The sequence below is a fragment of the Kocuria aegyptia genome (assembly GCF_039530085.1).
Classification (GTDB): domain Bacteria; phylum Actinomycetota; class Actinomycetes; order Actinomycetales; family Micrococcaceae; genus Kocuria; species Kocuria aegyptia.
This window is the reverse complement of record NZ_BAAAOA010000046.1, coordinates 446,418-459,274: the sequence shown is the minus strand read 5'-3', so window position 1 is coordinate 459,274 and position 12,857 is coordinate 446,418. Positions and strand designations below refer to the sequence as shown.

The window sequence follows — 12,857 nt, the reverse complement described above, 5'->3', positions numbered from 1 at the left end:
GAGGGACCGTTCCCCCGCGGGACCGCGGGGTGGCGGCAGCACCCGGTGGCCGGATCGCCGTCGGCCGCCACCCCGCGCGGGCGGGTCCGCCCTGCGCCACGAGGCTGCAGCGCGCCGCTATTTCACGTCGGAGGGGTGCTTGGCCAGCGGCACCACGGTGATGTCCATGTAGGGGAACAGCGGCAGGTTCTGCAGGATGTCGTGCAGCTCGTCGTGGGAGTCGACGTCGAAGACCGAGTAGTTGGCATACTCACCCACCACGCGCCAGATCTCCGGCCACTTCCCGGCCCGCTGCAGCTGCTGGGAGTAGGCCTTCTCGGTGGCCTTGATCTCCGCGGCCTCCTCGGCCGGCATGTCGGTGGGGAGGTCGATGTCCATGTGGACCAGGTACTTCACGGTGCGTCCTTCCGTCGGGCTGGGTTCTCGGGCTGGGTTCTGGATGCGGGTCCTCGGGCGGGGAGCGCGGTGCGCAGGAGCTGCCCGGGGGCGGTCTACCGGTCGGTGCGGTAGTGGGCGAGCTTGTCCTCGTCCACGGCGGTGCCCACCCCGGGCACGTCCGGCACGCGGATCCGGCCGCCGGCGATGACCACGGGCTCGGCGAGGAGGTCGTCGGCCATGTCCAGGAAGTTGGACAGCTCCCCGGCCCGCTTCGAGGTGTGGGCCAGGGCCGCGCCGAAGACCACGGAGGCGATCGTGCCGACCTGGGTGTCGATCTGGTTGCCCACGTAGACGTCCACACCCATGCCCTCGGCCATCCCGACGATCTTCGCGGCCTCGGTGAACCCCGAGCGGGCGGTCTTCACGGCCAGCAGGTTCGCCCCGCCGGTGAGGATCTCCTTCGCGGCCTCCCCCAGGTTCGGGGCGGACTCGTCGGCGGCGATGGGGATCGTCGACCGCTCCACCAGCCGGCGCCGGCCGAGCACCTCGCGGGCGTCGTCGGGCTCCTCGAGGAACTGCAGGCCCAGGTCCTCGGTGCGGCGCAGCACCTCCATCGCCTCGTTGGCGGACCAGCCGCGGTTGGCGTCCAGGTACAGCTCGGCGTCCTCGCCGAGGCCCTCGCGCAGCACCCTGGCCGCCTCGACGTCGAGGCCGACGGGGTGGCGGCCGGTCTTGAGCTTGAACGTGGTGATGCCGTAGGTCTCGCGGAACTGCAGCGCCAGGTCCAGCAGCTCGGCGGCGGGCTTGAAGCCGAGCATGTGCGAGACCCGCATCGAGTCCGTCCAGCCGCCCAGCAGCTTGGTCACCGGCTGCCCGAGGGCCTGGCCGAGGACGTCCCACAGGGCGATGTCCACCGCGCCCTTGGCCGTCTGGTTGTGGACGGTGCGGGCCAGCACGGCCTGGACCTTCTCGCGGTCGAGGACGTCCAGGCCCACCAGCTGCGGGGCGAAGAGGTCCTCGACGACGGCCACGACGGACCTCTGGGTCTCGCCGTAGGTGTACGGCCGCGGCGGGGTGTCGGCGGTGCCGACGATCCCGTCGTCGGTGGTGATCCGCACGAGCACGTGGTCCGCCTCGTGGACGGCGCCCGAGGCGAAGTGCAGCGGGTGGACGTAGGGGATCGAGTAGGGGATCGCCTCGATGGTCGCGATCTTCATGGGCGGGCGGGCCTTTCCTGGGCGGTCGGGACGGGCGCGCCGCCGGAGGGTCCGAGGGCGGCTTGGGCGTCGACGACGAGGTCGATGAAGTTGTGCAGCAGGGCGGATCGGTCCTCGCGCCGCCACGCGACGGCGAGCTCGATCTGCGGCGAGTGCTCGATGTCGCGGTAGACGACGCCCTCGAGCTGGAAGGCCCGCACCCCGGCGGGCACCACGGCCACCCCGCCGCCGGCCGCCACGAAGGACAGCAGCGTGGACGTCTCCCCCGCCACCTGGGCGACCCGGGGCTGGAAGCCGGCCTGGCGGCAGAGGTCTGCCGCGGTGCGGTAGAGCACGGAGTCGGGCGGGTAGGTGATGAACTCCTGGTCCTGCAGCTCGTGCACCGCCACGGGCAGGTCCACGGCCAGGGCGCTGAAGGAGGGCAGCGCCACCACGAGGGGCTCCCGGGCGACGACCCGGTACTCGACGTCCGGGGAGACCACGGGCGGGCGCAGGAGGGCGGCGTCGAGCGTGTGGTCCCGCAGCCCCTCCTCCATGGCGGGGGTCAGCATCTCGCCGTGCAGGGTCAGGGACAGCCCCGGCATCGCCTCCTTCGCCCGCCGCACCACTCGGGGCATCACCCCGTAGGTGGCGGAGCCGGAGAAGCCGACGCGCAGCACGCCCGTGGCGCCCTGGCCCACCTGGTAGACGTCGGCCTTGAGGGCTTCGACCTCGTTGATGATCAGCCGCCCCCGGTCCAGGAGCACCTGGCCGGCGGCGGTGAGGTCCACCCGCCGCGTGGTCCGGTCCAGCAGCCGCACGCCGAGCTGCTCCTCGAGCTGACGGATCTGCTGGGACAGCGGCGGCTGGGCCATGTGCAGGCGCTTGGCGGCGCGGCCGAAGTGGCGCTCCTCGGCCACGGCGATGAAGTAGTTGAGCTGCCGGATCTCCATCGTGGATTCTGGTCCTTCCGCTCGGTCGGAGGGGTCGTCGTCGACCACTACCTCCTGAATTGATCCATAGAGTACACCAAAAGCGCCTCATTAGGACATGCAAGCACTGTAATGGAGCATCGTCTCCGGGCGTCCGGCGGCCGTGGCCTGTGACCGTGCTGCGGCGCGGTGGTGCAATGGGCGCATGCGCACCGACATCACCGCCGACCGGCACGGCTCCTTCGCCCGGGTGGTCAAGTCCCTCGTGGTCCCCCGCCCCATCGCGTGGGTCAGCTCCCTCTCGGCCGCGGGGATCGACAACCTGGCCCCGCACTCGTTCTTCACGGTGGCCTCGGAGCGCCCCACGATCGTCCAGTTCGTCTCGGTCGGGGAGAAGGACAGCCTCCGCAACATCCGGCAGACCGGCGAGTTCGTGGTCAACTTCGCGCCCGCGGGGCTGTTCGAGCAGATCAACGCGACCGGCACCGACTATCCTCCCGAGCTCAGCGAGTTCGACGCCGTGGGGCTGACCCGTGAGCGCTCGCTCACCGTGGCCGCTCCCCGCGTGGCCGAGTCCCCCGCCGCCATCGAGTGCCGGCTGCACGCGGACCCCATTCCCGTGGGCGACAGCTTCCTCGTCCTCGGCGCCGTGACCCACGTGGTGGTGGACGAGCAGGCCATGGACCGGCTGGGCCCCGTGGTGGGGTCGCTGCGGCCGATCGCGCGGCTCGGGCGCGACGAGTGGGGTGAGCTCGGGCGGATCCGCTCCGTCCGGCGGGCCCCCTACCGGGACGTCGACCCGGAGGCGGACCTGCCCTGAGCTCCTGGGCTCAGAGCCGCACTCCCGTCCGCTGCAGCTGCTCCCGGACCTCCCGGCGCTGGATCTTGCCGAGCATGGTGCGCGGGAGATCATCGACGGCCACGATCCACCGGGGGACCTTGTAGCGGGCGAGGCCCGCACCGCAGTGCTCGCGCAGGACGGCCTCGTCGAGATCGGCGCCCGGCACCAGGGTCACCGCCGCGACGACCACCTCGTCGCCACGGGGGTCCGCGAGACCCACCACCGCGGCGTCCTCGACGGTCTCGTGCCGGCGCAGCGTGGCCTCGACCTCGCTGGGGGCCACGTTGAAGCCACCGGTGATCACGACCTCCTTGAGCCGGTCGACCACCCGCAGGAATCCTGCGCCGTCCACCGTGACGACGTCGCCGGTGTGCAGCCACCCGTCCGCCGTCAGCGCCCTGGCGGTCTCGTCGGGGCGCTTCCAGTACCCCTGGAAGACCTGCGGGCCCCGCACCCACAGCTCCCCGGGGCGGTCCCGGGCGACGTCCTCGAGGGTCTCCGGGTCGACCAGCCGGATCTCCGTGGACGGGAACGGGATCCCGATGGACCCGGCCCGGCGGGAGTCGTTGAGCGGGTTGCACGCCACGAGCGGGGAGCACTCGGTGAGTCCGTAGCCCTCGATCAGGACGCCGCCCGTGGCCTGTTCCCACCGCTCCACGAGCGGGACCCGCTGGCTCATGGCCCCGGAGACGGCCACCGGGATGCCGCGCAGGTCGACGCCCTGCTCCGGCGCGGCGTCGAGCAGCTTCTGGTACACCGGTGGCACGGCGGGCAGCACCGTGGGCCGCGCGCGCTGCATCGCGCCGAGGACCAGGTCCGCGCGCACGCTCGGGAAGAGCACGAGCCTCGCCCCGAGGGACATCGCGAACGTCACGCCGAGGGTCAGGCCGAAGGCGTGGAAGTGGGGCAGCACGCCGTGCACCACCTCGCGCTCGCCGGAGCCGAGCCAGTACCGGCCCATGAGAGCGTTGGACTCGAGGTTGCGGTGCGTGAGCATCGCCCCCTTGGGCAGCCCGGTGGTGCCGGAGGTGTACTGCAGCAGCGCGAGGTCGTGGGCCGTGGGCCGCGGGTGCTCCACGGCGATCGGGTCGGCGGCCAGCAGCTCTCGCCAGGCGACCGTGCCCGGGGCAGCGCCGGCCACCCCGCCCGGGCGCACCACCCGCCGCCCGGGACGGCTCCACAGGCCCGGCCCGGGGACCGGCCGTAGACTCCGGTGCCATGACGCCTTCCTCGACACCCGGCTCGCCCTCCCCCGACGATCCGATGCCCTGGTCGGACACCGGTCCGCACGACTCCTCCGACGCCACCCGGCCGCTGCCCCCGGTCAGCCGGTTCACCGCCCCGGGCGGCGGCTCGACGCACGACACCCCGGACGGGAACGACGGGACCGAGGACTGGTCCTGGTACGACGACGAGGACGACCAGCACACCCGGCCGCTGCCGGCGGTGACCGCCCAGCGCCCCGTGCAGGAGGACCCGGGGCCGCGCACGGACCCGGCCCCTGCGGTCGGGGTCCCCGGCGCCGCGCCCGCCGCCGGGTACGGCGCCGCGCCGGGCGCCGGAGCACCCCGCGAGCCCGGGACCGTCGGCCCGGCCGGCGCCCCGGCCGACGCCGCGACCCGTCTCGCCCGGCAGCGGGAGGAGTTCGGAGGCCTCCAGCTGGTCCCCGGCTTCTTCGGCTGGCTCAGCGCCATGGCCCTGACCTGGGTGCTGCTCGCGCTGGCGGGTCTCGCCGCGGCCGCACTGGGGCTGCGGCTCGTGGACGGGGTGGGCGGCGTGGTCGACGAGCTCGCCGCCGGGTCCGCGACGGCCTGGACGGGCGCCGCCGTCCTCGGCCTGGTGGAGTTCCTCGCGTTCCTGGGCGGTGGATACGCGGCCGGCCGGATGGCGCGCTTCTCCGGGGCCCGGCAGGGCGTGTCCGTGTGGCTGTGGTCCCTGTTCGGCCGCTCCGTGGCCACCGTCGCGGGACTGGTGTGGGCCGACACCGTCGGCCTGGCGCCCGTGGGCGTCTCGGCCCAGGCGCTGATCGGCGACCTGCTGGTCCCCGGCCTGCTCGCGCTGCTGGCCGTGCTCGTCCTGGATCTGCTCGCGGCGGTGCTCGGCGGGCTGTGGGGCGTCCGCTACCACCGCAGGGTCGATCGCTGGGGGGACGGCTGGGGGGACCAGGACCGGTAACTTTGCGTGTCGGCACCGTGTCGGGTTCGCATCCGACCACAAAACGGGGGACAATCGGAGCACCTCGGTGAGATCCGTCACCCCCACGCGGAAATCTGCGGACCGGCCCACCGAGCAGCACCCGGAGGAAACACCCATGCCGTCCACCCTTGTCGCCGTCGTCGATGACCACGAGGTCGTCCGGGAGGGCGTCCGCCTCGTCTCCATGACCTCGCAGGCGGACGTGAAGCTCGTCGGATCGGCCTCCAGCGTCCCCGCCCTCCTCGACCAGCTGGGCCGGGACCCCGAGAACCCCGCCCTCACCGCCCAGGGCGCCAAGCGGATCGAGTGCGAGGTCGTGCTCCTGGACCTGTCCCTCGACGACATGTCCCGTCCCGCCACCAACGTGGAGCTGCTGCGCGCCGCCGGCATGAAGGTGCTCATCTTCAGCATCGGCGAGAACGCCGCGCTGATCCGCGAGGCGCTGCGGGCCGGCGCGCTCGGCCTGGTGCGCAAGTCGGACCCGCTCGAGCACGCCATCGAGGAGGCCCGCAACATCGCCGAGGGCAAGCCCGTGATCACGAAGGAGCTCGCCGCCGCGATCGACGGGGACGTGGAGTTCTCCCGGGCCAGCCTCTCCCCCCGGGAGCAGGAGACCCTGCGGCTCTACGCCTCGGGCTTCGCCCAGGTCCAGGTGGCCCGCCGGATGGGGATCAAGCAGAGCGCGGTCAAGACGAACATCGACCGGATCCGGGAGAAGTACGCGCGCGTCGGGCGCCCGGCGCCCACGAAGATCGACCTGCGCATCCGGGCGATCGAGGACGGTCTCGTGGAGCCCACGGCGGACATCACCACCGCGGAGAAGCATCTGTGATCCGTCCCTCCCCCCGGTGAGGACCACCGCTGAAGTGAGCGACGCCACGCCCCGGCCCCCGCTCGCCTACCGGAAGGTCCCCGCCCGGCGGCGCCGCGGCAGCCTGCTCGTGCCGACCTCGCCGCAGGAGCTGGGGATGAACTCCTACCGCATCCACCTGCTCGCGAACATCTGCCACGGGCTGGTCGTCATCGCGCTGTTCCTGGAGTCCCTCACCATCGTCGAGGAGCAGCTGCGCGCCTTCGAACGGTGGCACCTGGTGTTCCTGCTGGCGCTCCTGGTCAACGGTGGCGCCATGCTCCTCCAGAGCGCCAGGCGGCAGGTGCGGATGTGGCCGGTGCTCGCGGCCCCCGTGCTCGTGACGCTCGCCGTCCTGACCCTCCCGCTCGCCTGGACGGGCGCCCCGCCGCCGCAGGACCCGTGGGTGGAGCCGTTCATCCTGCTCGCGGCCGCGGCCACCGTGGTCGCGTGGAGCATCGAGCTGGCCGTGGCGTACCTGGCGTCCGTCACGGTCTTCTACGTCCTGGTCATGGTCCGCACCACGGAGTCGGCGGACGTGATGGGCGTGCTGTTCGACGCCACGAGCCGGATCGCCTTCGGCGTGGTCCTCGTGGTGCTGATCAGCCTGGTCTACAAGGGCGGGCAGAACGCGGACCAGGTCTACGCGGCCGCGATCGCGCAGGAGCTCCAGCTGAACCGCTCCCGCTCCCAGGCGGAGGAGCAGGAACGGCTGGACCGTCTGATCCACGACAACGTCATGGCCGCCCTGCTCGACGCCGGACGGGCCCCGGGGCCCGTCCAGCGGCGCACCCGGGAACTGGCCCAGCGGGCCCTCGAGGTCCTCGCCCTCGAGGAGCGCCGCGCCGAGGGCAAGGGCACCACCATGGTGCACACCCTGCTGGACGACCTGCTCGAGTCGCTGTCCCCGTGGCGCAACCGGGTGCGCTTCAACAGCATCACCCCCTACATCAGGCCTCCCGGCGAACCACGCCCCCTCATTCCCGTGGAGACGGCGCAGGCGCTCGTGCAGGCGGTCACCGAGGCGGTCTCCAACAGCGCCCGCCACGCCGGCACGGAGGTCACCTTCGTGACCATGGACGGCGGCGTGTGCCCGCCCACCCCCATCAACCCCGAGGGATTCTTCCTGCGTTTCCAGGTGGTGGACCGCGGCCGCGGCTTCCAGGTCCGCAGCATCGACTCCAGGCGGCTCGGGGTGCGCGTGTCCATCCTGGGCAACGTGCGCCACGTGGGTGGCGCGGTGGACGTCGACAGCGCACCGGGCCGGGGCACCCGCGTGACGATCCTCTGGCCCCGGGACGCGCAGCCGTGATCCCCCGGACGCTCTTCCACCCCCTGAGCCTGGTGGCCGCCGCGGTGTTCTTCCTGATCCCCGTGGTGCTCGGGATCCTGCAGACGTCCAGCATGGACAAGCCGGACCTCATGCAGGCCGCCCTCGTGACGTACGTGATCGCGGTGGCCGTCGTCGTGTACCCGTACGGGCAGCGGAGCCTGCCCGACCTGCCCGCGGCCCTGGGCGTGCTCCTCATGCTGGTGTCGATCCAGCGCTCCTACGACGCGCTGGACCCCCAGGCGGAGCTGTTCGGCGGTCAGTGGTTCACCCTGGGCTTTGACGGGTTCCTCGTGGTCCTGGGCATCCGGCGCCGCGCCGGGTGGGGCTGGGCCACGCTCGTCATCGCGGTCGCCGTGTCCATGACGTGGGGCGCCCGCTCCGCTCTGGGCCTGTGGGACGCGGCGCTGACGAACGCGGCCTCGGCGGCCCTGCTGCTCGCGAGCCAGCTCATCGCCCGGGAGTACGACCGCGCCTCCGCGGCGTTCGCGGAGGCGCGGGACATGGTGATCTCGGCGCGCTCCCACGACGAGGCCGAGCAGGACACGGTCAACGCCTCCGTGCAGCGCGTGCACGAGGTGCGACGCCTCGCGGGCGGGCTCCTCGAGCGGATCGCGCACGACCCCTCCCCGGTCTCCGAGTACGAGATCGAGCAGTTCCGGCTGACCGAGGCGCAGCTGCGGGACTCCATCCGGGGCCGTTCGGTCGCCACTCCCTACCTGCTCGAGGTCACGCGGGCGGCGCGGGCCCGGGGGGTGCTGGTCGACATCCTGGACGAACGCGGCAAGCCCCTGCCCACGGCCGTGCTGCGCGCGGCCACCCGCCAGGCCATGGAGGTGCTCAACGCTGCGACCTCGGGATCGGTGACCATCCGCGCCTTCCCGGAGGGAGAACCCGCCGCCGTGTTCATCGTCCACGACGGCAACGCCGGGGACGAGGAGCCCGTGGCCATCGAGATCGCCGACGGCACCGGTGAGGTCTCCCGGTTCTGACCGGCCCCGCCGCACCCCGTGCGGGCGCCCGCACTGCACCCGGGCGCCGGCGCCCCGGGCACGGGCGGCACCGTCCACAGCGGGCCGCGCGCCCACCGGGCCGCCGCACCGGCGTTCCTAGCGTGGCGCCATGGACACCACTTCCGCCGGGCTCGGCCCGCACCCCGCCGACGACCGCCCCTCCCCCGACGACGACCGCTCTCCCGGCGACCGCCCCGCCGTGCCCGACGGCCACGCTTCCGGCACGGCCGTCCGTGACGGCACCCGGCACGCTCCCGAGACCGACGACCGCCTCCTCGACGCTGCCGGCCTCACCGACGCCCGCCACGCCCCCGGCGCTGCTCCCCCCACCGGCGACCGGGCCGGCGCCCGCCACGCCCCCGACGACGCCTTCCGCGCCGTGCACTGCGGGGACGGCCTGCGCCGCTGCCCCTGGGCCCCCACGGGCCCGGCCGCCCTCGAGGAGCACGACCTGCGCTGGGGCACGCCGCCCGCCGACCCCACCGTCTGGTTCGAGGCCCTCAGCCTGGAGATCTTCCAGGCGGGCCTGGCCCGCTGGAGCATCGCCCAGCGCCGGGAGGGCCTGCGCCGGGCGCTGCGGGGCTTCGACCCCGAGGAGATCGCCCGGATGACGGAGGACGACGTCGACGCGCTGCTCCTGGATCCCGCGGTCATCCGCAACCGGGTCAAGATCGGGGCCGTGGTGCACAACGCCCGCGCCTGCCGCGGGTTCGGGCCCGGGGACTGGGCGGAGCACGTCGAGGAGCTCTCGCCGACCGCCGCCGAGCCGCCGCTGACCGTGCTGGAGGAGTCCCGCCGCTCCCTCGAGGGGGACCGTCTGGCCGCCCGGCTCAGGGACCGGGGACTCGTGTTCGTGGGGCGCACCACCGCGCACCGGTTCCTGCTCCGCACCGGCGTGCTCCCCGGTCACCTGGCCGGGTGCTTCAGGGCCGGGCCTGGAACCGGAGGATCCGGGTGACGGCCTCCGCCACCCGGTCGGGTCCCGCGGCGAAGGACAGCCGGACCGCGCGGTGACCGCGCGCGGCGTCGAAGTCCAGACCCGGCACGACCGCGACGGCCTCCGCCTCCAGCAGCCGCCGGCACCACGCCAGGGAGCTGCCGTGCCGCTCGAGCTGCTCCCCCAGATCGGCGTAGAGGTAGAACGCCCCGTCCGCCGGCGCGACCTCTCCCCACCGGAGCGCGGGGAGCGCGTCCAGGAGCAGGTTCCTGGAGCGCGCGAACTGCTCGACGGCCCGGTCCGCCTCCGCGTAGGCGTCCGCGGTGAAGGCCTCGACGGCGGCCTGTTGCGCCGCGGCGGGCGGGCAGAGGCTGAGGTTGCCGGCCAGCGCGTCGACCGCTGCCGCCAGGTCGCGGGGCAGCAGGGCCCAGCCCAGCCGCCACCCGGTCATCCCCCAGTACTTGGAGAAGGAGGAGATCACCACGGCGTCGCGGTCGAGCTCCCACGCGCTGGTGCCCCGGTACGGCTCGCCGTCGCGGGCGGCGCCGCCCTCCGGGGCGGTGTGCACGATCCCGTGGTAGATCTCGTCGCTGATCAGGCGCGTCCCGTGCTCGGCGCACCACCGGGCCAGCGCCGCCAGCTCCGCGGGTTCCAGCACGGTGCCGGTCGGGTTCGCCGGGCCCGCCACCACCAGGCCCTGCAGCGGCCCGTGCGCGGCGACCTCGGCGTCGAGCATCCCGGGCGTGGGCTGGAAGCGGGTCGCCGCCCCGCAGTCGAGTTCCACCACCTCGGCGCCCAGGGCGGCCAGGGTGTTGCGGTAGGCGGGATAGCCCGGGCGGCACACCGCCACCCGGTCCCCCGCGTCGAACGCCGCCAGGAAGGTGAGCACGAGCGCCCCGGAGGCCCCCGTGGTGATCGCGACGTCCTCGGGGCGGACGTCGAGTCCGTACCACCGGGCGTAGTGGCCGGCGACCGCCCGGCGCAGCTGCTCGATCCCGAGGGCGGGTGTGTAGCCCAGCCCCTCGTTGCGGGCGTGCACCCGGGCGGCCGCCTGCGCCACGGGGCCCGGGGCGCCCCCGGAGGGCTCTCCCGCGCAGAGGGAGACGACGTCCCGTCCGGCCGCCCGCAGGCGCTCGACGTCGGCGAGGATCTCCATCACCCGGAACGGTGGCACCGCCGAGCGTGCCGAGGGACGGGGCGGCAGGTGCGCAGGCATGCGCCCAGCCTACGGCCGCCGCCACCCGCGCGACCGTCGTCATGGCCCACCCCGCCCGCCTGGCCATGTGCACTTCGGGGGACAGACTTTTGTCCAGACCTCCGCAATACTGGTCCCAGTCCTGGACGTCAGGAGCTCCCGCTGAGGCGGGGCCCCAGGCGTGGGGGGACAGGTCTCCGGCAGCAGTGCCGGGGGCCGACGGGCAGGTTGCCACCGCGGCCGGCGTCGCACGAGTGATCCATCGTGAATGAGATGTGTGATTGTGTCTGGGGGGATTTCAATCACGGGTCCGCAGGAGATGGGACGCCGGGCACGGGAAGCAACCGCCCTGTTCCACGTCGGTGCGGCGCCGGGCCACGGCCCGGCGGGGAGAGCGCGAGACGTGGCGGCGCGCGTCGACGACGCAGCACACGGCCCCGCACCGATCGGTGCGGGGCCGTTGCCGTGCCGGGGGCCGCACGGGCCCGGGCTCAGTCCAGGAGCAGCGCCGGCTCCTCGAGGATCCGGGCGACGTCCGCGGTGAAGCGGGCCGCGAGGTCCCCGTCGACCACGCGGTGGTCGAAGGACCCGCCCAGCGTGGTCACCCAGCGGGGTACCACGGCGCCGTCCACGACCCACGGCTTCTGCTTGATGCTCCCGAACGCGACGATCGCCACCTCCCCGGGATTGATGATCGGCGTGCCGGTGTCGAGGCCGAGGGCCCCGATGTTGGTGACCGTCAGGGTGCCGCCCTGCATGTCCGCCGGCTGGGTCCGTCCCGCCCGGGCGGTCCGTGAGAGTTCGTCGAGGGCCACGGCCAGCTCCCGCAGCGAGAGCTCCTGGGCGTCCTTGACGTTCGGGACCATGAGCCCGCGTGGTGTGGCCGCAGCGATGCCCAGGTTGACGAAGTGCTTGACGAGGATCTCCTCGTCCGTCCACGTCGCGTTGACCATCGGGTTGCGGGCCGCGGCCCACAGGACGGCCTTCGCGAGCACCAGCAGGGGCGTGACCTTGACCCCTTCGTAGTCGGGGGCGGCCTTGAGCCGCTGGACGAACTCCATGGTGCGCGTGGCGTCGACCTCCACGAAGACCGAGGCGTGCGGGGCGCTGAAGGCGCTGCGCACCATGTTCTGCGCGGTGGCCTTCCGCACGCCCTTGACGGGGATCCGCTCGATCCGCTCCTCCGGGGCGGCGGGGCGGAGCCGGTCCCGTGGCTCGCCGAGCCGGGCGACGTGGGCCAGCAGGTCCTGCTTGGTGATCTGTCCGGCGGCGCCCGTGGCGGGGACGTCCGCGAGGTCGACGCCCAGGTCCCGTGCGGCCTTCCGGACGGGAGGCTTCGCCAGCGCCGGGCGGCGCGGGACGCTCTCCGGGGCCGCGGGCCCGTCGCCGCGACCGGGACGGCGCCAGACGCCGCTGTCCTCGGCGAGCCGGGCGGCGCGCCCGGCGATGCCCTGGGCCGCCGTGCCGATCCCGCCGCCGAGCCCGGTCCCCAGGGGGCCGCGGGAGAGCTTCTCCGTCCAGCCCGCGGGACGGGCCGGCCCCGGCTGCTCGGGCGCCGGCTGCGGGGCCGCCCGGCGGCGCCGGCGCACGGGGTCGGCCTTGGGCCCGGAGCCGACGAGCGGGCGGCCCGCGCCGGGCTCCCCGCCCTCGCCCAGCACCCCGGGGACGCCGGAGACCGGGGCGGGTTCGGGCGACTCGCCCGGGGAGCCCACGGCGATGATGGGGGTGCCGACCTCGACCGTGCTGCCCTCGGCGGCCAGCAGGTCCAGGACCGTGCCGGCGTACGGGGACGGCAGCTCGACCACGGACTTCGCGGTCTCGATCTCGACGAGCACCTGGTTGACCGTGATGGTCTCCCCCGGTGCGACCTTCCACGCGAGGATCTCGGCCTCGGTCAGGCCCTCGCCGACGTCGGGCAGGTTGAAGATCTGGGGCATGTCAGTACTTCCTCTCTCGCGCGGCCCCCGGGCCGGCGGCGGTGCCGCCGGC

At 74.0% G+C, this 12,857-nt stretch carries 11 protein-coding genes and 1 pseudogene; 6 read left to right on the top strand and 6 right to left on the bottom strand.

What is annotated here, in order from left to right; genetic code table 11:
* Positions 1 to 117: 117 nt before the first annotated feature.
* The 3 genes from catC to ABD220_RS16405 form a co-directional block, all read right to left on the bottom strand.
* A complete protein-coding gene (gene catC / locus ABD220_RS16415; RefSeq protein WP_344124413.1) occupies positions 118 to 396 on the bottom strand; it encodes a muconolactone Delta-isomerase in 279 nt (92 codons plus the stop codon).
* A 95-nt stretch (positions 397 to 491) separates the two neighbouring features.
* A complete protein-coding gene (locus ABD220_RS16410) occupies positions 492 to 1,595 on the bottom strand; it encodes a mandelate racemase/muconate lactonizing enzyme family protein (RefSeq protein WP_344124412.1) in 1,104 nt (367 codons plus the stop codon).
* Entirely contained in the window at positions 1,592 to 2,527 is a 936-nt protein-coding gene (locus tag ABD220_RS16405; protein ID WP_344124410.1) for a LysR substrate-binding domain-containing protein, read from the bottom strand. Before ABD220_RS16405 ends, ABD220_RS16410 begins: the two co-directional genes overlap by 4 nt.
* A 184-nt stretch (positions 2,528 to 2,711) precedes the next feature.
* Between ABD220_RS16405 and ABD220_RS16400 the strand changes: the two genes are divergently transcribed.
* On the top strand, positions 2,712 to 3,326 hold the full coding sequence (locus ABD220_RS16400; protein ID WP_344124408.1) for a flavin reductase family protein: 615 nt from the start codon (positions 2,712 to 2,714) through the stop codon (positions 3,324 to 3,326).
* A 10-nt stretch (positions 3,327 to 3,336) separates the two neighbouring features.
* Here ABD220_RS16400 and ABD220_RS16395 read toward each other — a convergent pair.
* Positions 3,337 to 4,488: pseudogene (locus ABD220_RS16395) on the bottom strand (AMP-binding protein); the annotation flags it as partial.
* A 122-nt stretch (positions 4,489 to 4,610) separates the two neighbouring features.
* Between ABD220_RS16395 and ABD220_RS16390 the strand changes: the two are divergent.
* From ABD220_RS16390 to ABD220_RS16370, 5 genes are all read left to right on the top strand, one after another.
* Positions 4,611 to 5,522, top strand: coding sequence for a hypothetical protein (locus ABD220_RS16390; protein ID WP_344124406.1), 912 nt, complete (start codon positions 4,611 to 4,613; stop codon positions 5,520 to 5,522).
* A gap of 136 nt (positions 5,523 to 5,658) precedes the next feature.
* The gene (locus ABD220_RS16385) at positions 5,659 to 6,375 is read left to right on the top strand and encodes a LuxR C-terminal-related transcriptional regulator (protein ID WP_058873970.1); all 717 of its coding nucleotides are present in this window, start codon (positions 5,659 to 5,661) and stop codon (positions 6,373 to 6,375) included.
* 34 nt (positions 6,376 to 6,409) lie between these two features.
* A complete protein-coding gene (locus tag ABD220_RS16380; protein ID WP_344124402.1) occupies positions 6,410 to 7,705 on the top strand; it encodes a sensor histidine kinase in 1,296 nt (431 codons plus the stop codon).
* Entirely contained in the window at positions 7,702 to 8,715 is a 1,014-nt protein-coding gene (locus tag ABD220_RS16375; RefSeq protein WP_344124400.1) for a hypothetical protein, read from the top strand. The genes ABD220_RS16380 and ABD220_RS16375 overlap by 4 nt, the downstream gene beginning before the upstream one ends.
* A gap of 130 nt (positions 8,716 to 8,845) precedes the next feature.
* Positions 8,846 to 9,694, top strand: coding sequence for a DNA-3-methyladenine glycosylase I (locus ABD220_RS16370; RefSeq protein WP_344124398.1), 849 nt, complete (start codon positions 8,846 to 8,848; stop codon positions 9,692 to 9,694).
* On the opposite strand, the gene ABD220_RS16365 is transcribed toward ABD220_RS16370, so the two are convergent.
* On the bottom strand, positions 9,660 to 10,889 hold the full coding sequence (locus ABD220_RS16365) for an aminotransferase class I/II-fold pyridoxal phosphate-dependent enzyme (RefSeq protein ID WP_344124396.1): 1,230 nt from the start codon (positions 10,887 to 10,889) through the stop codon (positions 9,660 to 9,662). The two genes, ABD220_RS16370 and ABD220_RS16365, sit on opposite strands and share 35 nt — an antisense overlap.
* Positions 10,890 to 11,359: 470 nt before the next feature.
* On the bottom strand, positions 11,360 to 12,805 hold the full coding sequence (locus ABD220_RS16360; RefSeq protein WP_344124394.1) for a dihydrolipoamide acetyltransferase family protein: 1,446 nt from the start codon (positions 12,803 to 12,805) through the stop codon (positions 11,360 to 11,362).
* Between the last annotated feature and the right edge of the window lie 52 nt (positions 12,806 to 12,857).

What these genes read in the sequence shown, in the direction of transcription:
- ABD220_RS16410 (WP_344124412.1), bottom strand. Translation starts at nt 1,595, where the DNA reads ATGAAGATCGCGACCATCGAGGCGATCCCCTACTCGATCCCCTACGTC.
- ABD220_RS16405 (WP_344124410.1), bottom strand. Translation starts at nt 2,527, where the DNA reads ATGGAGATCCGGCAGCTCAACTACTTCATCGCCGTGGCCGAGGAGCGC.
- ABD220_RS16400 (WP_344124408.1), top strand. Translation starts at nt 2,712, where the DNA reads ATGCGCACCGACATCACCGCCGACCGGCACGGCTCCTTCGCCCGGGTG.
- ABD220_RS16390 (WP_344124406.1), top strand. Translation starts at nt 4,611, where the DNA reads ATGCCCTGGTCGGACACCGGTCCGCACGACTCCTCCGACGCCACCCGG.
- ABD220_RS16385 (WP_058873970.1), top strand. Translation starts at nt 5,659, where the DNA reads ATGCCGTCCACCCTTGTCGCCGTCGTCGATGACCACGAGGTCGTCCGG.
- ABD220_RS16370 (WP_344124398.1), top strand. Translation starts at nt 8,846, where the DNA reads ATGGACACCACTTCCGCCGGGCTCGGCCCGCACCCCGCCGACGACCGC.
- ABD220_RS16365 (WP_344124396.1), bottom strand. Translation starts at nt 10,889, where the DNA reads ATGCCTGCGCACCTGCCGCCCCGTCCCTCGGCACGCTCGGCGGTGCCA.
- ABD220_RS16360 (WP_344124394.1), bottom strand. Translation starts at nt 12,805, where the DNA reads ATGCCCCAGATCTTCAACCTGCCCGACGTCGGCGAGGGCCTGACCGAG.